This is a genomic window from Nostoc sp., assembly GCF_036917455.1.
Lineage (GTDB): Bacteria > Cyanobacteriota > Cyanobacteriia > Cyanobacteriales > Nostocaceae > Nostoc.
Window position 1 is genome coordinate 65,767 of sequence record NZ_JBALDK010000040.1, and the last position, 25,885, is coordinate 91,651.

The 25,885-nt window shown below is 40.2% G+C and carries 30 protein-coding genes; 6 read left to right on the forward strand and 24 right to left on the reverse strand.

All coding sequences use genetic code 11. The annotated features are described in order from the left end of the window. Positions 1-5 precede the first annotated feature (5 nt). From hypE to V7K42_RS04360, 9 genes are all read right to left on the reverse strand, one after another. Positions 6-1,109, reverse strand: a complete 1,104-nt coding sequence (gene hypE / locus V7K42_RS04320) for a hydrogenase expression/formation protein HypE (RefSeq protein WP_334913866.1) — start codon at positions 1,107-1,109, stop codon at positions 6-8. Between the two features lie 48 nt (positions 1,110-1,157). After that, positions 1,158-2,336 (reverse strand): hydrogenase formation protein HypD, encoded by a 1,179-nt coding sequence (hypD, locus tag V7K42_RS04325; RefSeq protein WP_334913868.1) that lies wholly within the window; start codon positions 2,334-2,336, stop codon positions 1,158-1,160. A gap of 124 nt (positions 2,337-2,460) precedes the next feature. Continuing rightward, on the reverse strand, positions 2,461-2,721 hold the full coding sequence (locus V7K42_RS04330; protein ID WP_334913870.1) for a HypC/HybG/HupF family hydrogenase formation chaperone: 261 nt from the start codon (positions 2,719-2,721) through the stop codon (positions 2,461-2,463). 81 nt (positions 2,722-2,802) lie between these two features. Then, positions 2,803-5,151, reverse strand: a complete 2,349-nt coding sequence (gene hypF / locus V7K42_RS04335) for a carbamoyltransferase HypF (protein WP_334913872.1) — start codon at positions 5,149-5,151, stop codon at positions 2,803-2,805. A 27-nt stretch (positions 5,152-5,178) separates the two neighbouring features. Then, a complete protein-coding gene (locus V7K42_RS04340; protein WP_334913874.1) occupies positions 5,179-6,423 on the reverse strand; it encodes a hypothetical protein in 1,245 nt (414 codons plus the stop codon). A 628-nt stretch (positions 6,424-7,051) separates the two neighbouring features. Then, complete coding sequence (locus V7K42_RS04345; protein ID WP_334913876.1) at positions 7,052-7,897, reverse strand: NifU family protein; 846 nt, start codon at positions 7,895-7,897, stop codon at positions 7,052-7,054. A 56-nt stretch (positions 7,898-7,953) separates the two neighbouring features. After that, positions 7,954-8,178, reverse strand: coding sequence for a hypothetical protein (locus V7K42_RS04350; protein ID WP_229491136.1), 225 nt, complete (start codon positions 8,176-8,178; stop codon positions 7,954-7,956). A gap of 8 nt (positions 8,179-8,186) precedes the next feature. Further along, positions 8,187-8,453, reverse strand: coding sequence for a hypothetical protein (locus V7K42_RS04355; RefSeq protein WP_334887385.1), 267 nt, complete (start codon positions 8,451-8,453; stop codon positions 8,187-8,189). A gap of 54 nt (positions 8,454-8,507) precedes the next feature. Beyond that, entirely contained in the window at positions 8,508-9,476 is a 969-nt protein-coding gene (locus V7K42_RS04360; RefSeq protein ID WP_334913957.1) for a hypothetical protein, read from the reverse strand. A 442-nt stretch (positions 9,477-9,918) separates the two neighbouring features. Here V7K42_RS04360 and V7K42_RS04365 point away from each other — a divergent pair, with 442 nt between their 5' ends. From V7K42_RS04365 to V7K42_RS04375, 3 genes are all read left to right on the forward strand, one after another. Next, positions 9,919-10,758, forward strand: coding sequence for an Rpn family recombination-promoting nuclease/putative transposase (locus tag V7K42_RS04365; protein ID WP_334913881.1), 840 nt, complete (start codon positions 9,919-9,921; stop codon positions 10,756-10,758). Between the two features lie 437 nt (positions 10,759-11,195). Next, complete coding sequence (locus V7K42_RS04370; RefSeq protein ID WP_174710825.1) at positions 11,196-12,158, forward strand: hydrogenase small subunit; 963 nt, start codon at positions 11,196-11,198, stop codon at positions 12,156-12,158. Positions 12,159-12,259: 101 nt separating this feature from the next. Beyond that, positions 12,260-13,855, forward strand: coding sequence for a nickel-dependent hydrogenase large subunit (locus tag V7K42_RS04375; protein ID WP_334913884.1), 1,596 nt, complete (start codon positions 12,260-12,262; stop codon positions 13,853-13,855). Between the two features lie 89 nt (positions 13,856-13,944). Here the strand turns inward: V7K42_RS04375 and V7K42_RS04380 are convergent, their stop codons facing one another. Together V7K42_RS04380 and V7K42_RS04385 are read right to left on the reverse strand one after the other, a co-directional pair. After that, positions 13,945-14,595, reverse strand: coding sequence for a hypothetical protein (locus V7K42_RS04380; RefSeq protein ID WP_334913886.1), 651 nt, complete (start codon positions 14,593-14,595; stop codon positions 13,945-13,947). Between the two features lie 18 nt (positions 14,596-14,613). Then, on the reverse strand, positions 14,614-15,012 hold the full coding sequence (locus tag V7K42_RS04385; RefSeq protein WP_334913887.1) for a hypothetical protein: 399 nt from the start codon (positions 15,010-15,012) through the stop codon (positions 14,614-14,616). Positions 15,013-15,126: 114 nt separating this feature from the next. Here V7K42_RS04385 and V7K42_RS04390 point away from each other — a divergent pair, with 114 nt between their 5' ends. Beyond that, entirely contained in the window at positions 15,127-15,549 is a 423-nt protein-coding gene (locus V7K42_RS04390) for a hypothetical protein (protein ID WP_334913889.1), read from the forward strand. A 122-nt stretch (positions 15,550-15,671) separates the two neighbouring features. Beyond that, positions 15,672-16,142, forward strand: a complete 471-nt coding sequence (locus V7K42_RS04395; protein WP_334913891.1) for a hydrogenase maturation protease — start codon at positions 15,672-15,674, stop codon at positions 16,140-16,142. A 19-nt stretch (positions 16,143-16,161) separates the two neighbouring features. Here V7K42_RS04395 and V7K42_RS04400 read toward each other — a convergent pair whose 3' ends face one another. The 3 genes from V7K42_RS04400 to V7K42_RS04410 are packed head-to-tail and all read right to left on the reverse strand — an operon-like array spanning position 16,162 to position 18,292. Then, the gene (locus tag V7K42_RS04400; RefSeq protein WP_334913893.1) at positions 16,162-16,536 is read right to left on the reverse strand and encodes a hypothetical protein; all 375 of its coding nucleotides are present in this window, start codon (positions 16,534-16,536) and stop codon (positions 16,162-16,164) included. Between the two features lie 18 nt (positions 16,537-16,554). Continuing rightward, the gene (locus tag V7K42_RS04405; RefSeq protein WP_334913894.1) at positions 16,555-17,841 is read right to left on the reverse strand and encodes a SagB/ThcOx family dehydrogenase; all 1,287 of its coding nucleotides are present in this window, start codon (positions 17,839-17,841) and stop codon (positions 16,555-16,557) included. Continuing rightward, positions 17,804-18,292, reverse strand: a complete 489-nt coding sequence (locus V7K42_RS04410; protein ID WP_334913896.1) for an ankyrin repeat domain-containing protein — start codon at positions 18,290-18,292, stop codon at positions 17,804-17,806. The genes V7K42_RS04405 and V7K42_RS04410 overlap by 38 nt, the downstream gene beginning before the upstream one ends. 652 nt (positions 18,293-18,944) lie before the next feature. Here V7K42_RS04410 and V7K42_RS04415 point away from each other — a divergent pair. Beyond that, the gene (locus V7K42_RS04415) at positions 18,945-19,154 is read left to right on the forward strand and encodes a TOBE domain-containing protein (RefSeq protein WP_334913898.1); all 210 of its coding nucleotides are present in this window, start codon (positions 18,945-18,947) and stop codon (positions 19,152-19,154) included. Positions 19,155-19,383: 229 nt separating this feature from the next. Here the strand turns inward: V7K42_RS04415 and V7K42_RS04420 are convergent, their stop codons facing one another. The 10 genes from V7K42_RS04420 to nifE form a co-directional block, all read right to left on the reverse strand. Beyond that, positions 19,384-19,635: a FeoA domain-containing protein gene (locus V7K42_RS04420; protein WP_334913900.1), complete on the reverse strand. Its 252-nt coding sequence runs from the start codon at positions 19,633-19,635 to the stop codon at positions 19,384-19,386. Between the two features lie 106 nt (positions 19,636-19,741). Continuing rightward, positions 19,742-20,041, reverse strand: a complete 300-nt coding sequence (locus tag V7K42_RS04425) for a 2Fe-2S iron-sulfur cluster-binding protein (protein ID WP_323201379.1) — start codon at positions 20,039-20,041, stop codon at positions 19,742-19,744. 264 nt (positions 20,042-20,305) lie between these two features. Next, the gene (locus tag V7K42_RS04430) at positions 20,306-20,677 is read right to left on the reverse strand and encodes a HesB/IscA family protein (RefSeq protein WP_334913903.1); all 372 of its coding nucleotides are present in this window, start codon (positions 20,675-20,677) and stop codon (positions 20,306-20,308) included. Positions 20,678-20,730: 53 nt separating this feature from the next. Next, on the reverse strand, positions 20,731-21,534 hold the full coding sequence (locus V7K42_RS04435) for a HesA/MoeB/ThiF family protein (RefSeq protein ID WP_334913905.1): 804 nt from the start codon (positions 21,532-21,534) through the stop codon (positions 20,731-20,733). 10 nt (positions 21,535-21,544) lie between these two features. Beyond that, entirely contained in the window at positions 21,545-21,862 is a 318-nt protein-coding gene (nifW, locus tag V7K42_RS04440) for a nitrogenase-stabilizing/protective protein NifW (protein WP_334913907.1), read from the reverse strand. Next, a complete protein-coding gene (locus tag V7K42_RS04445) occupies positions 21,859-22,074 on the reverse strand; it encodes a CCE_0567 family metalloprotein (RefSeq protein ID WP_174710309.1) in 216 nt (71 codons plus the stop codon). The genes nifW and V7K42_RS04445 overlap by 4 nt, the downstream gene beginning before the upstream one ends. Positions 22,075-22,085: 11 nt before the next feature. Further along, complete coding sequence (locus tag V7K42_RS04450; protein WP_334913910.1) at positions 22,086-22,562, reverse strand: NifX-associated nitrogen fixation protein; 477 nt, start codon at positions 22,560-22,562, stop codon at positions 22,086-22,088. Further along, on the reverse strand, positions 22,559-22,972 hold the full coding sequence (nifX, locus tag V7K42_RS04455) for a nitrogen fixation protein NifX (RefSeq protein ID WP_334913959.1): 414 nt from the start codon (positions 22,970-22,972) through the stop codon (positions 22,559-22,561). The genes V7K42_RS04450 and nifX overlap by 4 nt, the downstream gene beginning before the upstream one ends. Before the next feature lie 191 nt (positions 22,973-23,163). Then, positions 23,164-24,501: a nitrogenase iron-molybdenum cofactor biosynthesis protein NifN gene (nifN, locus tag V7K42_RS04460; protein ID WP_334913912.1), complete on the reverse strand. Its 1,338-nt coding sequence runs from the start codon at positions 24,499-24,501 to the stop codon at positions 23,164-23,166. Then, positions 24,501-25,880 (reverse strand): nitrogenase iron-molybdenum cofactor biosynthesis protein NifE, encoded by a 1,380-nt coding sequence (nifE, locus tag V7K42_RS04465; RefSeq protein WP_334913914.1) that lies wholly within the window; start codon positions 25,878-25,880, stop codon positions 24,501-24,503. Before nifE ends, nifN begins: the two co-directional genes overlap by 1 nt. Positions 25,881-25,885 lie beyond the last annotated feature (5 nt).

Consider the following 25,885-nt stretch of genomic DNA (forward strand, 5'->3'; position numbering starts at 1 on the left):
AAAAATTAACAAATTCGTGGCAATTGGTCGCCTACCAACATATCCACAATCCTTTCAGCACCAAAAAGTGTTTTTAACAATACGATACCTGGGGGTGAAGAAATAACTTCGCCAATAATACAAACATCTTTACCTGCTGGGTGTAATTTCATAGCGGATAAAACTTTGCCAGCATTCTCTTTTGGAACCACTACAACTAACTTACCTTCATTAGCTAAATACAATGGGTCTAAACCGAGAATTTCGCAAACTCCGTTGACTTCTTCACGCACTGGAATAGATTCTTCAAAGAGACGGATTCCTATATTAGAAGTCAGGGCAAATTCATTTAATACTGTAGCTAAACCACCGCGTGTAGCATCTCGCATAGCATGAACTTGTGGGCATACATGGAGAATAGTTTCTACTAAACTATGCAACGGCTGACAGTCACTTTCAATATTAGTTTCTAAAGCTAATTCCCCACGGGCAATTAAAATTGCTGTCCCATGATTGCCTATTTCACCATTAATTATTATTGCATCTCCAGCTTTTATATTGTGGGCGGAAATGTTAACTACTCGCGGAATGATACCAATACCAGCAGTATTAATAAAGAGTTTATCGACAGCACCGCGATGTACAACTTTTGTGTCACCAGTGATAATTTGAACACCAGCTTTTTCTGCGGCTGCTTTCATACTGTTTGCGACGCGGCGTAAGGTTTCGACAGGTAATCCTTCTTCTAAAATTACGCTACAAGTTAGATATAAAGGTTTAGCGCCGCTTACAGCTAAATCATTAACTGTGCCGTTGACGGCTAATTCTCCTATATCACTACCTGGGAAAAATAACGGGTCTACAACATAAGAATCTGTTGTAAATGCGAGTCTGTCTCCTTGTTGGAGGAGAGGGGCTAAGTTAAAGCTGGCTTGGTCTTCTAATTGTGAGAGAATTGGGTTATCAAAATTGCTGATAAAAATATCATCTATTAAATCGCGCATGGCTTTACCACCGCTACCATGTGCGAGAGTTATATGAGTATCTCGCACTTTACCTTGGCGACGGCGGGCTTGTTCTATTTTTTGAAACAAGGAATTTTGTGCTGAGTTTGTTGGATAAACATTCATATTAGAATTGAGGATTAATTTTAAAACGCAGAGTATTTAAAGGATGTATTATTCCAAAGAAAAGCCGCAGGCGGGGAGAGGTTCTTGAGTTATTTTTGGTTTTTGAGTGATTGTTCTTTTGGCAATGGTAGAGAGTCGCCCATATTTGTAAGAGGCTGCACAAGCACCTTCGGAAGATACCATACAAGTACCAATGGGTGTTTCTGGTGTGCAAGCTGTACCGAATACTTTGCACTCCCAAGGTTTTAAGACTCCTTTAAGAATTTCTCCACATTTACAAGCTTTATGGTCGGCTACTTTGAGATTAGGAATGGTAAATTTAAGTTCGGCATCAAATTGGGCATATTCAGGTTTAATTTTTAATCCTGAATAGGGAATGTCACCTAAGCCGCGCCAATCAAAACTATCTCGCACAGCGAAAACTTTATTTATGGCTTCAAGGGCTACTGTGTTTCCGCTTTTTTGGACAATTCGGTTATATTGATTTTCTACTTCACAGCGATTTTCTACTAGCTGTTGCAATAGCATCCAAATGGATTGGAGAATATCTAAAGGTTCAAATCCTGAAACGACTATCGGCTTATTATATTGTTGGGAAATAAACTCATAAGGGTCAGTGCCAATTACCATGCTGACATGGCCTGGCCCAACAAATCCATCTAGTTGTAAATCGGGATTATCTAATAGTGCTTTGAGGGCGGGAATCACGAGAACGTGATTGGAAAACATACTAAAGTTATGAATTCTTTCGGCTGCTGCTTGCAGAATGGTGAAGGTGGTGCTGGGGGCTGTGGTTTCAAAGCCTAAAGCGAAGAAAACTACTTCTTTGTCGGGGTTATCTCTAGCAATTTGCAAGCTATCTAGGGGAGAGTACACCATACGGATGTCTGCACCTTGCGCCCTGGCTTGCAGTAAAGTGGTTTTGGAACCGGGAACTCGCATTGCGTCGCCAAAGGTGGCAAAAATGACGTTATGATTTTGAGAGATTGCGATCGCATCATCTAATCTCCCTTTTGGCATAACACATACTGGACAACCAGGCCCATGAATTAATTCAATGGTTTGGGGTAGAATTTCTTCGATACCATATTTAAAAATGGAATGGGTATGTCCGCCGCATACTTCCATGATTTTGATGGGTTTTTCTAGCTGATGGCATAATTTGGCGATTTCGCGGCGTAAGGCTTCTGCTTTTTCCGGTTCGCGGAATTCGTCAACATATTTCATAAGGATTTGGGAATAGTAAGCTTTATGTCAATACGGTATTTCTTTCTTCTCTCTGTACCGCGCCAGTTGCTTCAAGTCGGGGAACCCGCCCAACGCACTGGCTTCTCTGCGCCTCTGCGGTTCGTTAAGTACTAATCCCTGCTTGTGCTGTTGCTAATTCTTGAAAAAGTTGTAATGTTTCTGCTGCTTCTTGTTCGTTAATTCGATTCATGGCAAAGCCAACATGAACTAATACCCAATCACCAATACAAGCTTCGGGGGGATGTTGTTCATCAACGATACAAGCAATATTTACTTCGCGCTTAACACCACCAATGTTAACTAGGGCTAATTTATGGTTAATGTTGGTAATTTCTATAATTTGTCCGGGAATTCCTAAGCACATTTTTTTCTTTTTAAGATAAACGAACCGCAGAGGCGCAGAGAACGCAGAGAGAATTATTTGTGAGAAAAAGGTTGTAAAATATCAACACTTATGTATTAATTGTGCGGCTGTAATTACTGCTTGTCCTAAAGATAAACCGCCGTCATTAGCTGGAACTAAGCTGTGAATCAGTACTTTTATTCCCAATGTTTGTAATCGTTTGGTAACTTGCTCTAACAATATACAATTTTGAAAGACTCCTCCTGTTAAAGCTACCTGATTAATCAGATTTTTTTGGGAAAGATGCTTAACCATTTCCACAATCGCATTAGCTAAACCTTTGTGAAATTTGGCAGCTATAACCGACTGTGGAATCTGCTGCTGTAAGTCATTTAGCAAGGCTTGCCACATTGGGCGTGGGTCTATACAGTAAATACTATCTGAAAAGCTAAAATTAAAAGGGTATATTGGCGCTTCTTTATCATTATTTAAGCTGCTAACATCTACTATAGCTTCAAGTGCGATCGCAGCTTGTCCTTCATAGCTACATTCATCTCTATAAATACCGATAGCTGCTGCCACTGCATCGAACAACCGCCCCACGGAAGACGCTGGAGGTGAGTTAATTTTCTTCTCCATAAGTTGATTAAGTAGATTTAGTGGTTTTTTATTCAGAAATTTTACGATTTCTAAATCAGCGTACTGTTTTCGGCAATCATCCCAGAGTTTAGCAGCTATTAATTGGGCATAAGTATTACGCCAAGGCTGATAAATCGCCTGTTCACCACCAATCATTGCTACTGGTTTAAATGTTGCTAGTCGCTGAAACTTTCGATAATCTGCTAAAAGAAATTCTCCGCCCCAGAGTGTACCATCATCACCGTAACCTAAACCATCTAAAGCTATACCTAATACTGGAGGTGAATCTAAAGGAATTCCATTTTCTGCCATACAAGCGGCGATATGGGCGTGATGATGTTGGATTTGATGAATTGGAATTTGATTTGTATTCGCTAGTTCGTTACCAAGTTTGCTTGAGAGATATTCTGGATGTTTATCAATGGCAATTATTTCTGGTTGATGCTCAAATAAATTTAAGTATAAATTTAAAGTTTCTTGATAAGCATTAAAAGCCGCAGCATTTTCTAAATCTCCTAGATGTTGAGAGAGAATTGCTTCTCCTTCACGCAATAAGCAAAAGGTATTTTTTAATTCACTACCCATTGCTAAAATTTGCGGTACATCGTGAAATCCCGACGGTAAGCTAATAGATGCTGGTGCATATCCTCTAGCACGGCGAATTATTTGGATTTTATCACTGATAACTCTTGCAACTGAATCATCTACCCGATTAATAATCTCTCGATTGTGGAAGAGAAAATAATCAGCAATTGTCCCTAATTTTTCTTTTGCTTCCTCATTATCAATACATTGCGGTTCATCGGCAAGATTACCGCTTGTTAAAACAATTGGACGATTCATCCGCCGCAAAATTAAATGATGTAAGGGCGTATAAGGTAACATAAAGCCAAGGGTATTTTGCCCCGATGCTACCGATGGTGCTAGTAAGTTTTTACCTATCGCTTGTAGTAAAACAATTGGTGCAGCAGAACTTCTCAATAATTCTTTTTCTTTGGCGTTGACAGTACAATATTGTTCAATTATCTCAATATCTCGCGCCATTAAAGCAAATGGTTTGTGATAGCGCTTTTTACGCTGACGCAGTTTTTGTACAGCAGTTTCTTGAGTTGCATCGCAAGCTAAATGAATACCACTTAACCCTTTAATTGCGACAATCTCGCCTTTTTGCAACAAAGTACAAACGGCATCCACATCATCTAGCATGGAAAACATGGAAGCAGTAACCGATTTACCATCAGCACGTTCTAACCAAGCTGAAGGGCCACAAACATGGCAAGCTACAGGTTGGGCGTGAAAACGGCGATTTTCAACATCGTGGTATTCCTTTGCACATTCGGGACATATAGTAAACGCAGACATACTGGTATTGCATCTGTCGTAAGGAATGGCACGAATAATACTCACGCGGGGCCCGCAATGAGTGCAATTAGTAAAGGGGTAACGATAAAAGCGGCTAAAGGGGTCAAATATTTCTTTTTGACACTGTGGACAAGTGGCTGCATCAGGAGTAATTTCTGTGTTAATGGCATTACTAACACTAATAGAAATCACAAAATTATCAAATTTTAATTCATCTTTATAACTAATTCTTGTTAATTCATTGATTCTTGCTAACGGTGGACATTCGGTTTGCAATCTGGCAACAAATTTGGTGATTGCTTCTTCACTACCAGATACCCGGATTAATACACCTTGTCCGTCATTACAAACATCTCCACGCAAACCGCAAGCTTTAGCCAGACGATATACAGTAGGGCGAAATCCTACTCCTTGAACAGTACCGCGAACTCTAATTTCTTCAGTCGGCATATAAATTTGACTTTCCAAAATTACGAATTACGTTAGCGTAGTGGTAGCGAGTCTGCGAGCGTCATTATTAAACTGCCACAACAAAATTCGGTTATTTCCAGAATCAGCTATTACCGCCGTATTGCCACAAATTTTTATCCCGTAACACCAATTTAAACTATCTCGTTTAGGCAATTTGTAATTACGATTTTCACCTTTACTTTGAAAATTTATTTGTCCTGCTAACCCATCTGCCATTACACCTTGCAGTGATAAAATTGATTCTAGCTTTCTCCATCCTAATAAACGAGAATTAGCTGTATCTGCAACTACTAACCAATCGCCAGCCACCGCCACACCATAAGGCATACTTAAACTACTAGCATTAGGATAATAAACTCCTTGATTCATTTCCACAAAATCAAAGCTTTTTTGTCCTAAAACCACTGCACAAGGAGCATTATTTTCTGTGGGTATTCCCTGCCAAATCATTATCCGGTGATTACCTGCATCGCTGACAACCAAATTATCTCCCCAAAAGGCGATGTCGTGACACCATCGCATACTCGCTGCGGTTGGAGAATCACCGCCGTTTTCATTGCGAGATATCATATCTGGTTGTCCCAAAACTAAATCAGCAGGTTGGCCATTTTCTGTTGGTAATTGATGCCAAATTAATAGCCTTCGATTACCAGTGTCAGCAATAAATAGCCGTCCTTGATGATAGTAAACACCATAAGGCCAGTGCATTGTACTAGCAGATGCTTGCTGATTTCCTCGATTTGGTTCATTATCGGTAAAATTAACTTGCCCTAATACCAAATCTGCTGGAACATTATTATCTTCTGGTAAGCTTCTCCAAATCAAAACCCGATGATTCCAAGCATCGGCTACAGCTAACCCTTCGCCGCAAGCACAAATCCCTGTTGGTACACTTAAAGTTGCCCTTCCCGGTATATTTTTAGCATTTTGTCCTTCATGATAAAAATCAAGCTGTCCAATTACCCAATCAGCCGGTTGACTATCTCTGGTGGGTAAATTTTGCCATCCTAATAATCGATGATGTCCTGTATCTGATACCCATAAAGGGCCAGTTTCTGATAATAAACAAGCACCACGAGGCCCAAACATATTTGTAGCATTAGGCGCTACTGGTATGACTAATTGTTCTGGTTCAATAATGTTACCTAAAATTACCTCTGCACCTTGAGGTGATAAAGGTAATTGTTGAAAAATTTCTGTTGCTTCTAGCGGTAATTGTGATATGGGATTACTTATGATTGGGATATCCATGAACCGCAGATAGACGCTGATATTTATTTAAAAACATTAATGTTGATTAGCGTGTAACAACAGTAACGGTTTTGCATTATACTTTTTTAAATTTAGTTAAAACCTTTAATTAACTTTGATATTAATCAAGCTTAAAAAATCTAGCTAACCTTTAGTAACTTTTACTACATAGTAAATTTTTGGTATGAGTGCGCGATATACTTAAATGAGAAAGCAAAGTGGGGTTTGAGAAAGTAAAAGCTTCTTTTGCTTGCGGAAAACACTAAAATGAGTAAGTCAAATGACCTTTTGCTTACGGAAAACACCGAAATGAGTAAGCAAACTGGAGTTTGAATAAGTAAAAGCTTCTTTTGCTTGCGGAAAACACTAAAATGAGTAAGCAAACTGGGGTTTGAATAAGTCAAATGACCTTTTGAGAAAGTAATATGCCTTTTTACTTTCTCAAAACGCTAAAATCAATACCTGAATTACACAAATGAGAATGAATTCAGAGATATTGAGAAAGCATTCAGGCAATTTGCTTGCACAAAATACTAAAATGAATGCGCGAACTACTGAAATGAAAAAGCAAAGTAGCTGTGATTGACTAATTGTCAAGTATATTTATTGAAATTTTACCTTCGCATTATCATTTTTGCATTTTCACAAAAACCTTATCGCCTTTAATCTTGACTGGATATGACTGAAGCGAAATATCAGGCGCAGTTAAGCATTCACCTGTCTCTAATTTGTACTGGAATCCGTGGGAAGGACAGGTAATAATACCATCTTCAATTTTACCCTTTTCTAAGGGAGATCCTAGATGACTGCAAGCATTCCGGTAGCATTTTACTGTAGTACCTTGACGATGTAAAATTAGTGAAGTACCAGCAAGTTGTACTGCCACTACACTAAATTCAGGAACTTCATCAAGGGTCGCTACTTTCATCCAAGTACAAGTTATTTTTGCAGAGAATGGACTGATTAAACTAGAATTAGCATTGTTAATAGTAGAACTGTTATTAACTGCCAATACTTTGGTAATTTCGGGGCAATGGTTTTTTATTGCTTGTTCTACTCCCTGAGATAAAGTTAAAGTAGAAGTCGGACAACTGCTGCAAGTTCCGATTAATCTGACTTCTACTGTATCTGGTGGTTTAATTGCCACTAATTCTACATCACCGTTATGGCTTTTTAAGCCTGGGCGAACTTCTTCAAGCGCTGTCTGAATTCGTTGTGAAAGCGGAGGTTTTGGTGGTTTAACTAGTTCGTGATACAGTAGCACTGCATAGACTATTTCATCTGCAACTGCATGGCGTAAAGCTGGCATTGATTCTTCTTTCAGACTTTTGATTAAATTAGTCAATGCAGCTTTATGCAAAGCTTCTATTGCTCTTTTTAAACCTACTGCTACACACCGTTGGCTTTCATCCCACTCGGATATAATTGCCTCAAAACGATTAATTTCCTGAACTAATTCTTCAAGATTTGTCATTGGTCATTTGTCATTGGTCATTTGTCATTAGTCATTGGTTATTTATCAATGACAAATTACTTCATTTTGAAGTCTTTGAGGAGAAATGGCATAATTATGCCCGTCACTAAGCTAGATAATATTATTGGTAGGTAGAAGGGAATTGGGGCTTGTGCGAGTAACACTAGCAGTAAGAAACCTACAGCAATACCAATAGTAGTTTGCTTGACAAAGTACACTGGATCGCGTAATAGCTTTCCTTTAAAAAATAACTTGGCTGAAAACCAACCTATCTCTAACATGTTTTCTCCTAATAATTTGTCAAGAAATTTAAGGCAGCAAGCCCTAAGAGAATGGCGGGAATTACACCCGCAGGGGCAAATAATGCTCCAAGCATTGCTGAAAACTGATAGCCTATATCTTTACCAGCTAATAGCATTCCACCAATTGCACCACCAACCATAGATAAGGCGGCTGCTATGATTAGCCACACTAATTCTGTTGCTATGTTCAGATCGCCATCTGCTAAACTTGTGAGAAAATTCATTAGATTTTGCGTTGTTAAAATATCTCTCATGCTGTTTTTTTACTCATTGTTAAAGTAATAAGAGTTCAATGATATTCATAACTCTTAATCATTCATTTCTGTTTCTACGTCTTGTAGTGCTTGAATTACTACTTCTGCTTGTGCAATTTGCTGATGTTCCGTAAATATTTCTAATGCAGCTTGATAGTAAAGACGCGCTTGCAAAAGATTTTTGGGATTACCAACTTCTGGTTTTTCTGGCTCGTCTGGTAAGTTGAATAGGGCGTTAGCTTTGTTGGAAATTGTGTTAGCGTATTCTAAAGGTGTATCTTTGCGATTACGCACTTTTAACGCTTCGTCATAAGCTGCGATCGCACGTAAGTTATTCTCCACAGGATGGGAACTCACTAGGTATTGCAAAGCGTTACCTAAATTGTTCTGCAACATCGCGTATTCTCTAGGATGGTCAATCAAATTAATGTGCTTTAGCGCCACCTCAAAGGATTGCACAGCTAACCCTTGACGCAAGTATTCCCGTTCCGATGCTAAAGGCATGGAAAGGTAAGCGATCGCAATATTGTTATACAAAATGGCGTATTCTTGGGGGTAATCTTCCCAAGTAAAGACCCGCAAAGCCTCATGATAAGCCTGGATGCTGTCAGTTATCCGCGCCAAATTAAATGGCACTAGCGACTGCAACACCAGCCCAAAATTCATCTGCGTCTCTGCCACTTCCTCGGGCGTTGCTAATTGTTGTAAAATCGGTAATGCCTCTTCATAACCGACTTTCGCTTGCATCAACAGTTGGTAATCAGCATCCGGTATTGCCTGTAACGTCCCCGCCATACCTACTTGGGCCCTGGCTTTTAATAAGGGATACTCCTCACCACACATTTCATAGGCCCGGTAATATAACCCAACTGCATTTCGCAAGTCTTGGGCAGCTTTGGGCTTTTTTTGAAAACCCTGTGCTATCTCAATCAGCATCTGGATTTTTTCTTCTGCTGAGGCTGACTCTGAAGCAACAGCTGCTACCGCAGCCTTCACCGCTGAATCTGTAATGCTGGGGGTCATAACTCTGCCGTACTCTAGCCAATTGGGAATTGAATCTGTCAACGCCCACGAATGATTGAAATACGTAAACGCATCTAATCACGGGCCATACTGATTTACGCAGGCTTCGAGTCCTTTAGGCGGAATTCCCCTTTTTTATTTGAGCTAGGATTAAAGACTAGAAACTAGGGAAAAAACTTAATCCCCTATAGCCAATGTCTTATGCCATGCTCAATACAATACTATAAAACACCCTATTTCTAAAATTCTAGGGGGAAATTGCTAATATTAATGTCAGTTTTAAACACCTAATTTTTTTTAAATACTTTTTGTATCATCACCTTATACAATTTCAATATTTTTTATTGAATTGTTGACATACATAATATTTATTGTACTCAAAATAGTCACCACGGGTTAGTCATTGTGTAAAATATATTCATCAACTGTAAAACAAGCTCTTTTGAAAACCGACAGTATCTTTTATCGAATCTTTCAGAGTATCCCCAGTACTTTTTTTGAACTGATTAACCAACCACCCCAACTAGCTAGTGCTTACCAATTTTCTTCAGTAGAAGTTAAGCAACTGGCATTTAGAATCGATGGTGTCTTTCTTCCAAATACGCCAGACTTACCGATTTATTTTGCCGAAGTGCAATTTCAACCAGATAAAAGATTCTACTCACGTTTATTTACCGAAATCTTTAACTATCTCGACAAAACCGAATTAACTAACAATTGGCGTGGTGTTGTCATCTTCCCCAACCGCAGCGTTGATACTGGAGATACCGAAAGATATACAGAATTACTCAACTCCCAACGAGTAACTCGCGTCTATCTCGACGAATTAAGCTCAATGGAGGCATCATCAATCGGTATAGAGACAGTTAAACTCATCATCGAACCCGAATCAACTGCAACAATAAAAGCTGTAGAGATAGTAAACATTGCCCGACAGCAAATTCCAGATGTCACTACTATTAGGGAAATAATACAATTAATAGAGACGATATTAATCTACAAGTTACCGCGATTGAGCCAGGAGGAGATAGGAAAAATGTTTGGATCAAATGAATTAAAGCAAACTAGATTTTACCAAGATGTTTTTGCAGAAGGTAGACAGGAAGGGAAACAAGAAGGTATACAAGAAGGTATACAAGAAGGGAAACAAGAAGGGAAACAAGAAGGGAAGTTAGAAACGATACCCCAGTTATTAGGGTTTGGTTTAAGTATTGAGCAGATAGCTCAAGCGTTAGGTTTGGACGAACAACTTGTTAGGCAAGCTGCACAACCAAAATCCTAGAACAACTGATATATAGTTGACGGGGCGCAAAGTTTAGTGCCCCTATTTTTGGCTCATTTATTATATAAAAATATGATGACTGGAAATACTCATTACCTTATGCAAATTAACAGTTGACAGTAATTATTAACAATATAGTTTTGACGACGATAAATTAAGCATATTGAGTTTCTTTAATTTTAAGATTTAAAAATCAGATGCGGTGCTTATTCTTACTATTTTGTATTTGTATAATGTGTTGTATATAACAGACAAAGCTATTGAAAATAATATTGAGACTATTTAATTTATTGTTAATGATTAATTCTTTTTTAATGAAAGTGAATTAGATAAAAAAATATCTTACTATTAAAAAATAAATATTGATAAACAGGTGAGACTTTGCAAGCATTATCACCTACATCATGCATGGGAAACAATACAAAAATACCTAGCCGATGACTAATGTACTATGGCTACAAGGTGGTGCTTGTTCAGGCAACACCATGTCATTTCTCAATGCTGAAGAACCGACAGTCTGCGATTTAATTGCTGACTTTGGTATCAAGGTACTTTGGCATCCCTCCTTGGGATTAGAACTAGGCAAGGACTTACAAACACTGTTGTGGGATTGCATTTCTGGCAAAATTCCTTTAGATATCTTGGTATTTGAAGGCAGTGTTGTTAACGCCCCCAACGGCACAGGCGAATGGAATCGGTTTGCCGATCGCGCCATGAAAGATTGGTTATTAGACCTCGCCAAAGTTGCTCAATTTATTGTCGCTGTGGGAGACTGTGCAACCTGGGGAGGAATTCCTGCTATGTCACCTAACCCCAGCGAATCAGAAGGTTTGCAATTTCTCAAACGTCAAGAAGGCGGCTTTTTAGGGAAAGATTTCGTATCACAAGCTGGATTACCTGTAATTAATATACCTGGATGTCCCGCCCATCCCGACTGGATTACGCAGATATTAGTTGCGATCGCTACTGGACGCATAGCAGACATTGCTTTCGATGAACTAAATCGTCCCCAAACCTTCTTCAACACCTATACCCAAACAGGTTGTACGCGCAACGTTCACTTTGCCTACAAAGCATCAACTGCCGAATTTGGTCAGCGCAAAGGCTGCTTATTTTATGACTTGGGTTGTCGCGGCCCCATGACTCATTCTTCCTGCAACCGCATCTTATGGAACCGCGTTTCATCCAAAACTCGCGCCGGAATGCCTTGTTTAGGTTGCACAGAACCAGAATTTCCCTTCTTTGACCTCAAACCTGGAACTGTATTCAAAACCCAAACAGTGATGGGAGTTCCCAAAGAATTACCGCCAGGGGTGAACAAAAAAGACTACGCCTTACTCACAATGGTCGCAAAAGATGCAGCACCACCTTGGGCAGAAGAAGACTTTTTTACTGTTTAGTCATTAGTCATTAGTCCTTTGTCATTTTTGAAAAAGCAATGACTAATGACCAATGATCAATGACCAATGACAAATGACCAATGATAAAGGACAAATAACAAATGGGAATTCAATCATTAGATATATCGCCTGTTGGTAGAGTTGAAGGCGATTTAGATGTTCGAGTTGATATTGAACATGGAAGAGTAGTCAACGCCTGGACACACGCTGAATTATTTCGCGGATTTGAAGTTATCCTACGCGGTAAAGACCCTCAAGCCGGCTTAATTGTCACACCCCGCATTTGCGGAATTTGCGGCGGTTCTCACCTAACTTGTGCATCTTGGGCATTAGATACAGCTTGGGAAACAGAAGTTCCCCGCAATGCAATTTTAGCGAGAAATCTCGGTCAAATTGTTGAAACAATTCAAAGCATTCCCCGTTATTTTTATGGACTCTTTGCCATTGATTTAACTAATAAAAAATACCGCAATAGTCGCTTTTATGAAGAAGCTACCAGACGCTTTGCTGCTTTCACTGGCAAATCTTATGAACTAGGCATAACAATTTCCGCTAAACCTGTAGAAATTTATGCACTATTAGGCGGACAATGGCCTCATTCTAGTTACATGGTTCCCGGTGGCGTGATGTGCGCCCCAACTTTAACAGACATTACCCGCGCTTGGGCGATTCTTGAATACTTCCGCACCAATTGGTTAGAACCAGTGTGGTTAGGTTGTTCTTTAGAACGCTACGAACAAATCCAAACTTATGATGACTTCAGAGATTGGTTAGATGAAGACCGCAATCATCGAGATTCCGACTTAGGTTTTTATTGGCGCATGGGTTTAGACATCGGTTTAGATAGATATGGCGCTGGTGTTGGTAAATATGTCACTTGGGGATATTTAGCCCATGAAGATAAATACCAAAAGCCGACTATCGAGGGACGAAATGCGGCGATGATTATGAAAAGTGGAGTGTACGACAGCTTCGCACACACTCACACCTTAATGGATCAGTCATTTACCCGCGAGAATACAACTCACTCTTGGTACGATGAAGGGACAGAAGATATTCACCCTAGCGATCGCACCACTAAACCTACTGCAATCAATACCAAAGACTTCGATAACGCCTACTCTTGGTCGAGTGCAGTCCTTCACAAAGACTTCGGACGCTTGGAAACTGGCCCCTTAGCGCGGCAATTAGTAGCTGGTGGTAAACATGGCGAATCTTGGCAACACTACGACCCCTTCATCCTGGATGTCTTCAAAAACATGGGTGGTGCTAGTATTCATGTGCGTCAACTAGCACGAGTTCACGAACTTGTCAAGTTATATCGTCAAGCTGAACACTGTTTACGCGAATTCAAATTAAACGACCCTTGGTATATTAAACCCAAAGAAAAAGATGGTAAGGGTTGGGGTGCAACGGAAGCAGCACGTGGTTCCTTGTCTCACTGGGTAGAAATAGAGGGCGGTAAAATTAAAAATTACCAAGTTATTGCTCCAGGTACTTGGAATATCGGTCCTCGTGACGGTGAAGGAATCCGCGGCCCAATTGAAGAAGCGTTAATTGGGACACCCATTTACGATTCTAGCGATCCGGTAGAAGTTGGTCATGTGGCGCGATCGTTTGATTCATGTTTGGTGTGTACAGTTCACGCCCACGATGCTAAGACTGGTGAAGAGTTGGCACGTTTTCGCACTGCTTAATTTAATTGTCAGGTGCGTTAGTCGTAGGGTAACGCACCAAAATTTCTGTAGTTAGCCTGGTTTAGAAAGTTCAGACTCATACTGCTCTATCACTCCCAATAGTTTTCCCAGTCATCTTGGAAGGCTTGCTGTAGCTTTTTCATATAGGCGTTAGTTTTGATTTTTACCATCCACAAATCAGCAGGATTGCTACCACCTTTGCAGACTACACCCTCAGCTACGCCATACTTCCCAGCGCGGACATCTTCTACAAATTGTCCAGTGAGTTTGCCACGATAGACAACGCGGGCGATCGCTAAATTACTAAAATCTTGTACAAACTGTTCGGGGGGAATCATCCCGCGAACAGTTTGTACATCAAAGAGAATCAGTTGTTTGGGTTCTTCGGGTTTGTGCATCCCCGCGAAGGAATTCGCCCCGAAAAATTCAGTGAAGACGGTGATTTCTGGGCTATTGTAAGCGGGGTTTTCTCGAAACAGTTTGTCTAAGGGGATGGCGAAAAGCTTTTGAAACAGGTTAGAAGCCTCTTCTAGCCCTGGATGGGCGGCGTTGAACTCAGCAATACCCCTGTCATCCAAATCAAAGCGATCGCGCCGAGTCCCAAACCCATACCACCCTAGTTCGACTTCCCAAACCCAATGCAGATTCGTACCGTCGTATTTATCAAAAGCAATACAGCGACTGGAGGGGTAGTTTTTGCTACCGAGAATTTTAGGATATGCTAGCTGAATACGAGCCATGATGTTGAGAATAAAAAACTATTTTCCCAGCCTAGCTTGGGCTAAAGGCCAACCGAGATAGTTATTAATATCGGCGATCGCATCTTCAATCCGCCACCGCCATTCAGTTTGACTTCGTAATTCCCGCAATACCAGTGGTTTAACTAAGTGCTTTTCTAATTTACCTTGGGTACGTGCCACGTAGGCCAGCCCTAGGCAAGCATTAGCACGAATGCGATCGTCGGCATGTTTGGCAAGTTTAAGGCACACATCTTGAGCATATTTCCAGTCGGGATAATGTTCGCCCAACGCCAGCAGTAACACCATCAACTCATCAAATGATCCATGACTCAAAATTGCTTCTGTCTCTTCTCGTTGCGTAATTATAGGCAATGGCTGATAAACACGCAAACATGGCTTAGATTCAGGATTAATCATTTACACAATCAGCTGATTCAACAGTCGTAGCGTAACATACTAAAACTTCGATAAACAGTGAGTTAGGCTTGCATTAATGCATTTGCATAAAACAGCAATTTACACGGTAAGCTTGTGTCTGATTTAGCGCTACATAATTATCTTCCTCGCGTTCCCGATGCAGCATTGCAAGAATACATAGAATGGTGTGTTTTAGAGCAAGCTCAAGCCGCAGAATGTAACTTTACTCCAGATAGAAGTAAGTTAGATAATTTGCCACCAGAAGACTACGTTCCTAAACTTGTCGAGCAGTTCATGAAAGTTAAACCAGATCCAATTAAAGCGGGTTTGGTAGCTGCGATCGCTGGCAAAGAAGCTGACAAACACGCTTTATCCGGTTTAGCGATCGCAGCCGATTTCGTGTCTCTTTATATCAAGTACTTAATTCCTAAAGAGGGAAGTACTAAAGAACAGGCTGAAGAGATATTAACTAAAGTGTCACAAGATCAGTATGATAAACTTACTGAAGTTGCCAAGAAACATGGTGTAGAGTTCTAGTTTCCTGCTAATAAATTATTTTTCAGAGGCTTTGTCTGTATTATTTACTCAAAGCCTCTGTTTCAGTCACTACTGATTGCCTAAACTATACATTGCTTCGTAGGAGCGATCGCCATTATCCCATGCTCACTATTATCGGTTGCGGCAATCTCAATCGCAGTGATGATGCTGTAGGCGTAATCATTGCCCAACGCTTACAAAAATATCTAGCTGAAAACCCTCATCCTCATGTGCGAGTTTATGACTGTGGCACCGCAGGGATGGAAGTAATGTTTCAAGCTAGAGGTAGTAAACAATTAGTAATTATTGATGCAAGTTCAACAGGTTCTGAACCAGGTGCTGTGTTTAAAGTTCCAGGAAGAGAACTGGAAGCAATGCCCGAACCTAGTTATAACTTGCACGATTTTCGCTGGGATAATGCTTTAGCCGCCGGACGGAAAATCTTTCACAATGACTTTCCCGAAGATGTGACAGTTTATTTAATTGAGGCGGCAAATCTTGCTTTGGGACTTGAATTAAGCCCTGCTATCAAACATTCTGCTGATTTAGTTTTTGAAGAGGTAGCTGCACTTATCAAACAGAATATTAACTAATCCAAAATCCAAAATCGAATTACGCCCAATCCCGATAAACCGAAAGTTCATCTACCCTCATTTCAAAAGGTACACCTTGACTTTCTGGTGGACAAACACGGATTTTAGCACTGCTAACAATTCCATGTAGCAATGTCCCCATTGGCACGATTTTTTGCAGAACACGCCAATTAATAACTTGATCGGGACATTCAATTACCAATGTCAGAGCATTGGCGTGGGTTGTGACATACCACCGACAATCAGATAGAAGATTTTGAATTGTGCGATCGCAAGCGTCATAAAAGTATCTACTAATAGAATATTCTAGTTGCTGTCGCAGTATAATATCTGCTGATGTCGGTTGTATTGGATGTGAGTCATCACCATTTAAGTAATACATCTTTCTAGGCATATCTCTTTAGCTTCCTGCTTATATCCCAATCACCATTCCATAAAGTACATCTTTATTTGTTTCTAATAATTCCTGGGTTTCGTCATCATAATAAGCACCTATCCCACTACACTGAATTCCCAAATAATTACTAGTTAAATAAAGTCTCTGTCCCAGAAAACCAGCTATTTGCATAGCAGTCTGATAGTTTAAATAATCTGACACAAAAAATAAAGTTACAGCGCCATCTTTAGCGATAGCCTGATTAATGCATAAGTAACCTGTCTTTTCACTAAAATTACCTGTCTTAACCAGATACGTACCTTTATATAACCCAGGTGTCATTCTTTCTACTCGATGCACGACTGAGTAAATTTCTATTTTCTCATAGTTTTCTGTCGGTATTGATTGCTCAAGTTGCTGCACTATATATAAATAATCTTCTTGAGAAATAGACTCTTTCCGGAAACGTCTAATAGAACGTCTATTCCAAACAACTTGATAAAGTTTATCCTTGTCAAAGTCAAATTGAGGATACTCTAATTTCTGCTGGCTACTATTTTGTAGAGTAGTTGCTTGATAGGCATCTTCAATAAATTGATTAGATTCAAAATAATCAGTACCAGAGACAAAAGGAATTTTCAGCCTTAAGCGCCTAATTTTCTTATCTTGTATTTCTCCTGACACCGCACAAGCAGTAATAAACTCTTTATTCTCAAATCCCAAATCTGAATTGAGAGTGAGTTTATCAAAGTCAAAAATTAGTTGTATATCTCGATTATGGAGAAAAGCTGAAGCTGCGATCGCACCTAAATGGTGTCCGCTATCTAAGAAGCAATATCTGATGCTTCTATTTTGATATTTCCAGCTAGACCTATAATAAACACAACTAATTAAAAAGATGAATCCGTTGATACTTTTACCTGGTATAATATCATTCTCCAACCCATCATCAATTAATTCATAGATGAGAGTTAGACAATTATTCTCAACTTCTAGATGATATATACCATTTACCATTCCCTCAATGCCGCGAACCTGTACGTAAACTTCCGTAGGATACAGAGCGCCTGCTGATGGATTCACCCGCAGTTTATAAGGGCCATCTTTGTATACTTTTTCCAGCGTTATCGCACTGGTTAAGGAGATAAAAGAATGAACAGGATTATTGAGATTTAATTTCACTCTCCGATAAAACTTAGGATAAACTTTAAATGAAGATGGCTGTGTTGAAGCATCTACATAATTTGGATCGAGTTGTACCGATAAGTAAGAATGCTTGGTAGCGTCATGATAAGCTTTGCCCGATATCTGACTTGATGGCATTTTTAATTATCCTTAATACTTCTACGTTGCTAGCAAAATCTATGGCTTTATAATCGTCTAAGTTCTTTAAATATAAATTAGGATTATGTTCTAAAAGTAACTTGACGACTTCTGTTTTTCCGGCTGATGCTGCGTACATTAAAACAGTTGCACCGTTATCATTTTGATTGTTAATGTCAATGTTATGAGCCAACACTAAATTAATTAAATCGTAGTGATTACCAAAACAAGCAAACCATAAAGCATTGTTGCGATCGCTATTTCGAGCATTGATATCTACGCCTGCATCAATTAATTCTTTAACAATTTCATAAACTCCCTCTCTTGTAGCTTTCATCAAAGCTGTATCGCCATTTTCTCTTGGTTGATTCAAATCCCCAGCATTATAGCCTCTTGCTATTAACCATTGGCTTGTTGCTTCACTCAAATCTTTACTGTTTACTTGACTCATAATTGTTCTTTTAAGGGCAAAAAACTAAGCAGCTTTCAAGCAGATTTATGCTTGAAAAACTTAATGGTGGGCATTGCCCACCATTATTTTAGAATGCTATCCAAGTAACTAAAGTCTAGTAGTCTACCAAATCAAATTCGCTATTTATTCAAAAGTTAGGTAAAACGAAAAAATCTTTTACCTGCTCCTTGCTCCCCACCCTCATCTAGCAATTTTGGGTTAGTCGAATACTAAGTTAACTAGCAACAATTTAGCTTAGTTATATCTTATCACTTTGATAAGTTTGAATTATGAATCATTTCTAAAGATCCCCAGATATATCTAAAAAAGAATATTTAAAAACAATTAAAATGTAGTACTTTTTACAATGTCAGTTGATAATCTAGACTAATAGCAAATACATTTTTTGGTAAGTAGTCATTAATACACTGTGGTGAGAATTTTCCTAATTTTAATAATGAACTTAAACCCATTGATAAAGCTCAAATTTGATATCATCTTTCCATTGAACCTTGTGTTTAATAAAGCAGAGATATTACGGTGAGATTTACTTTATCATGCTGAAACTTATTAAGAAATCTCAAAAGTTTTCCTTTTTCAAGCCAAATTTGTTAGTTTATTTAGGTATAAATAAGTAAAGCACAAACGAAACATGGAAATTAGCGCTCGTAATTCTATCAAAGGAACTGTAACAAAAGTTGTACCTGGCACAGTTAATACTGAGGTAACTTTAGAAATTGCACCAGGAGTAGAGTTAGTCTCAATAATCACAAAATCATCAGCAGAAAAGCTGGGACTTGCAGAAGGCAAGGAGGCTTATGCCGTGATTAAATCATCAGATGTGATAGTTGCTGTCGAGTAAAAATAGGTAAATTGCCTTTTATTGCAAGCGGCTCTATCTCTAATACCGAATTGCATTGATATCTCTAAATTTCGTAACCTCACTCCTGGAATTAATAAGTAAAGGAGTGAGTCCAATGTAATTTTTAATTCGTAATTCTTAATTCGTAGTTATAATAAATGGTTTTTATATAAGCTATTAATTACGAAGTTAAATTATCGTTAGAAAATATTATTATATGTTAATTAATTCAATTATTAATAATAGGAATATAAATAGCGCGGATACTTTCTGTGTTTAGTGTTAAAGATGTGTTTTCCATTTTAATAACAAATGAAGGAAAATTTTGTTTTAAAGTAATAATATTTCCTGTTAATATACCTATTAATATCAGTTTACTTAAGATTATTTCATCGTGACTTTTACAGAAAGTGACGACTCCTTGCTCTCTTATTGTTAATAATTCTAATGAATAACCAGTTACACTGAAGCAGGTAAACATTTTAATTATAAATTTGCAATTTTAAAGGATGAAAAATGAAGTCTATTTTCATCCTTCATCCTTCATTGTTTATTTGGTTACTAAAGGCAGCAACCAAAGTAATAGTTTAAACGAGATACGCTTCTTGATGAGTCTTAATTGTGCAATTAGAACGAGGATAAGTTACACAAAGTAGAGCGTATCCTTTAGAAACCTGATCGTCATCTAAAAAGTTTTGATCGTCTTGATTAACTTCACCTTCGACAACTTTGCCTACACAGCTAGAGCAAGAGCCTGCATGACATGAAAAGGGTAACTCAATACCATTTTCTTCTGCTGCTTCTAAAATTGTAGTTTCTTCGTCAACTTCAATTGTGCTGTCGAGGTCTTCTTTTTTGTTGATTAATCTAACTTGGTAGGAAGCCATTTTCCGATTCTCCTCAAACGTTATACAGTTGGTTTAATTTCCGAAGTTTTTGAGCAACCTATCCTACTTTTGCTCCCCTTCTTCTTACGGAGATGCTAAGTTGAGTTGGCTTCTCTATAGGGGCAAGGGATGCAACGCGAACGAGAAGCTACCTCAAGGCAAGGCGATAAGCCTGCGGTATGGCAACTCTTAGAGACGCTCCGCGAACGCTTACCGCATCTACAGAAAGCCTCTCCAATCAGACTTGGTGCTAACGGAATGATGTTACCTGCAAGGTACACCAGTAGGCGTACCGTCGTCTGTTTTGAAGGACTTTCCACAACCGCAGGTATCAGTTGCGTTGGGGTTGATGAATTTAAAACCGCTTTCCATCACTCCCTCAACGAAGTCAACGATAACTCCGTCTAATAAGGGCGCACTTTTGGCATCAACGTAAACGACCACTTTGCCTTGGTGACTTACCAAATCATCTGGTTGGGGCTTGCTGGTGATATCAATTGCATATTCGTAGCCACTGCAACCACCATCTTTTACAGAGATGCGGACACCTTTAGTTGCGCCATTAGCGTCGGGTGCTGAACCTTTGAGGAATGCCCGCAGATGAAATTCTGCTTTTTCTGATAAAATAACGGCCATTAAGTCTCCTGATTTGTAGCGATTAGTTGTCTAATTTCAGGTGGGGACGAAAATTAACTATTTTGTGCAATCCCTGTAGGTTCCATAGAATTAGATTGCGCGTGTCTCCAAGGCGCACTATTGCCGCATACTGGACAAGAGCGATCGCGGTGAGAACGGCGTTTAGCAAATTCCATCCGATTTAGGTCGATTGTCAGCAATTGCGATAATAGAGGCTGACTAAACCCGGTGATCAACTTGATAGCTTCCAGTGCTGTTAAACAAGCTAGTGTCCCAGAAACAGCGCCTATAACTGAAAAGCCGCGCTGATCCCAATCAGGCTTTTCTGGAAACAGACAAGATAAACAAGGAGTCACACCAGGAATAATCGTTGTCAGGTAAGCCTCCATCCCATTCATTGCGGCTTCCACCATTGGCTTACGCGATCGCACACAGGCTTCATTTAACAAATTGCGCTCTGTAAAGTTGTGGGCGCAATCAAGAGCCATATCAGCAGATTGCACTAACGAATCTACATTTTCCGGGGTGATGTAATCATGAACAGCTTCCACTTGGACATCAGGATTAATCGCATCCAGAGTTTCTTTAGCTTTGAATACCCTTGGCTTACCTACCCAATCATCAGTCATAAGAACCTGACGATTCATATCATCTTGCCGCAAGTCACCACCCCGGACTAGGATTAGCCGCCCAACGCCCGCTACTGCTAAGTAAAGCGCCGCCGTACCGCCTAATCCTCCCACACCTGTAACCAAAACTGTCGCTGACTTCAGGCGTTTCTGTGCTGTTTCGCCAAAGTTCGGAAGCATCATTTGGCGACGATAGCGTTCTAATTCGGTAGGCGTTAGGTTAACCAATTTATACCTCCTAATCAGAAGTGATTTCTGTCAGTGTGACTACATTTTTCGGCTTGTCGTTAAACACTTTGAACAGCTTTTGTTCGTAAGCTGTCGATTCGGTAAATAACTGATAAGCTTTTTGCAAAGCCAAAGAATATTGATTTAATTTCTCTTCTTGACTCAAGTCAGAAGAATTATCATCAATTTCCTGAATGTGTTGAGAAAACTTTTTCAGAATATGTAGACGATGCACATTCACAACTTCTAAGTCGTAGGGCATATTAAAGAAGTGAAAAAATTCTTCTGCATCTATGAGCTTCTTGAATTCATCAATTGTTCCAGTCATTTTGCATTCTCCAATTGTTTCAGATGTTGCTTAAGCTCATCTAACTGGCGATAGATTTCATAAGTTGCAGCTGCAACATCCATAAGTTGTGTGTAATCTGTTGGCAGACCTTCAGCTAAATCATGCAGATCCATTTTCATTTGACCTGCTTTGCTGTTGAGCCGTCTGATTTGCCCTTGTAACTCCTCAATACTCGTTTCTTCTGCTTGCACAATCAGCACTCCTACAGGTTGCCAACTTCAGGAAAACGTTTCGCCAAATCAAGACCTTTTTTGACGTAATTTTCTCCCTCTTCTGCTAATTTCTCTACTGAGTCAAAGCCAAAGCGTTGAGCGTCTCGCAAGGTTTTCACAGCTAGCAAAAGACGACCAGAAAAAACTAGCGCCCAGCCAAATCCTTCATGACTCAAATCAACTACAACCTGGGAGATTAAACCTGTTTCTTGTTCAATCCCAGCAGCTACGGCTCGGAAAAATACCATAATTCGAGCTTGAGTTACTGCATCTACTTCACCCTCAACGGAGATTTCCCGTTTCTTTTGTTTGGTGACAATAAAGGGTTTGAGAATCAACTCATCCGACCAAGTACGATAAACTCCATAGCTGTCTTGACCACGGATTTGTTTGATTAATACCTTAAGGAAAGGTGAATTCAAGACTTCAGTTGTAGCAGTTCCGTTAACACTATTATTTGTGGTCATACTGTTGCTTCGTCTTCAATTTCATCAGCAAAGTTTTTGGTTTTTGGCTGTAAAGCTTTACGTAACCAAGGTGGAGGATTACCTTTGAGGGTTTTCACTAGCTTATTTAGCACTTCACTAATTTCTTCTTCTTCTGATCGCGCCTTCACTGGGGTGACACCTTTCTTGATTAACCGAGCAGCCGCGCTTCCACCAATTGCTACAACATAAACAATTGTGCAGTCACCTAATGCTTCAATTTTTGGCGCGAGTTTACTTTCATTATTCTCTTCTTTGATTTCATAATTAAATTTGATAGCTTCTACAAATTTATATCCTTCATCTGAAATTTCATAAACATCAATTTGTTCTGATCCTCCAAAGTGAGTATTAATATGAACTCCGTCACTCGTCGTAAAGGCAATCTTCATCGTCATTTTCCTCTCTAAAGTTTTGAATTTTGAAGCAATATGGTTCAGTTAGTGATATTTAGCCTCGGAAGATCCCCCCAACCCCCTTAAAAAGGGGGGCTAATTTAAGACTTGCTCTATTCCTTCCTTTTTAAGGAGGGTTAGGGAGGATCGACTTTTAACTGAACTGTTTTGAATTTTCAACTGTTAATTCAAAACTCAGCGCTCACAGTTCCGAACTCTTGAAACTGCTTAACTCTCGCTTCTTCTGCCTCTAAAAACAGGTTGCCGATGCCAAACACAAGTTCCATCGTGCCTCGATAGCCAACTTTGGTAAATTGACCATTACCTAAGCGGTCATAAATGGGCAATCCTAGACGATAAAGAGGAATCGAGAGCCGTTTAGCGATCGCACCCACATTCGAGTTACCAATCAGCAAATCAGAACCACCCGCTAAACTCTCAAAGTCTTCTAAGTCGCCGATGGTGATGCTTTTAACTGGGAGTTTTTCTAAAAGGTGCGATCGCGTGGTTGTCACCACAGCATGAATTTGACTACCCATCGATTGCAGGAAATGCACTGTTGACCACAATAAGTCTGGTTCCAGTGCTAAGGAAACTCGTTTTGCACCGAAGTAAAAGTGGGTGTCTAGCATCGCATCTTGCAACTGACGGCGTTGGCGGCGGTATTTTTCGGGTACGCTGTTACCGCTCAGAAACGCTAATGCTTGGATAAATTCATCTACTGGTTCTAATCCTGTCAGTTCGCCAAACACTTCGTAAGGTGTACCAAAGCGTTCTTCCAATATTTTGGCTGCACCCCGCATACTTTCACCCAATGCCAGGGTGAAAGCAGAACTACCTACTTCTTGTAGCTGTTTTAAGGTAGTTCCATTGACTGTAACCGCACTATAATTATCCTCTAAATGTCCATCTAGAGAAGCGCCAAGGTCAGGTACAAAGATCGGCACTAATCCAAAGGACGTGATTATCTCTTTGATTTCCTGTACATCCCCAGGTGTGAAAGCAGAACCCGCCAAAACCGTGACTTGTTCAGTTCTGAGTCCACCCGCGCGAGGAATTTCTTTAACTATGCTTTCGACAGCAACAGCAAAACCATCTTGCAACGCACCTTTAAAATCTGGAGTTGGTGCAAAAACGATCGCTAAATCATTCAATTCGGGATGGCGATCGCGGATTTCTTTAAGAAACCCTTCAATATCATCGCCTCTAGTTTCCGTTAACCCAGTACTACATAAACCAATAATTTCTGGATTAGCCTTTTCCACCAGAGTCAGAATTGCTTGCTCGACATTCTCTTCACCACCCAAGATAGTAGTGACTTCTGTCATTGCTGTGGTAGCTAGAGGAATCGCTTCCCGGAAATGCCGCACTAAGACAACTTTTGCGAAAGCAGTACAACCTTGAGAACCGTGGAATAAGGGCATCGTCCCTTTCAATCCCAAAAAGGCTAAGGTTGCGCCCAAAGCTTGACTTTGCTTGAGGGGATTAACTGTCAGTGATTTATTGGAAACAGTGACGATCGCCATTAAACTTCCTCTTCTTCCCAAGGAGCGGGTTTACGTATTTGTTCCCAAATCGGGCTATACAAAGCTTCGTACAATTCCCGCGCCATCTCAATCATTCCCACATAACCTGCATAAGGATGGTGACGTTCTTGGTTGATATCAAGGAAAGGAATTCGAGCTTTCAAAGCGGTGTATTGGTTACGTCCACCAGCAATCAGCATATCTGCTTTGGTGTCTTTAACCACTTGTAGCAATTCTTGAGCGTTGCCCTTCTCCAACATGATGCCATCGTTGCCGAGCAACTTCTTGATTTTGGCTTTATCTTCCTCAGTACTTTTCCGAGTACTGGTAGCAACAACTTCAATACCCAAGTCTCTAGCCGCCGAGATAATCGACCAACTCTTGACACCACCTGTATACAAAACAACCCGCTTACCTTTGAGTCGAGCGCGATAAGGAGCTAGTGCCAAATCTAAAGCAGCCGTTTCATCTGCAATTAGCTTTTCTGTGCGTTCTTGTAGATCGGGATCGCCTAATTTAGCAGCGATATTTCGCAGACAGCGATTCATATCATCGATGCCGTAGAAAGACTCTTCAATGTAGGGGATGTTGTAACGCTCCTCCATCTTTCTCGCCATATTGAGCAGCGCTCGTGAGCAGATCATGACGTTGAGCTTGGCACGGTGGGCGTAGCGAATTTCATCGTAGCGAGCATCGCCCGTAATTTTAGACAAAATGCGGATGCCTAATTTTTCTAACAGTGGTGTGACTCCCCACATTTCACCGGCGATGTTGTATTCACCGATTAAGTTAATATCATAGGGCGTTGTATGTTCCGGTTCTGCTGTTCCGACAACATATTCTAATAAAGCTTCACCACCGAAACGGTTGCCGAGATTTTTACTGCCAATGAATCCTGGAGCAATGACAGGAACAACAGGAATACCAATTTTCTCAGCCGCAGCTTTGCAGACAGCATCCATATCATCGCCAATTAAGGCTGTAACGCAAGTGGCATAGACAAATACTGCTGCGGGTTGGTAGCGCTCTTTGAGTTCCAGAATCGCTTTGTAGAGCTTCTTTTCGCCACCAAAGATGACATCATTCTCACCCAAGTCAGTCGTAAAGCCCATTTTGTAGAGTTGAGGGCCAGACGACAGACTACCACGACTGCCCCAGGAATTACCAGCACAGGCGATCGGCCCGTGGACTAAATGCGCTGCATCTGCGATCGGTACTAGAGAAATCATTGCACCATCAAAGGCACAGCCCCCTTGAGCCGCGCCAGGTTGTGCCTGTTGAGCGCATGATTTGTTTTTCTTTTCCGCTTGTTTGTGCTGATTATGCTCGCATCCTGTCTCAGTCAGCAGCTCGTTGATTTTGCCTTGGGTGCTTTTCATCTCTC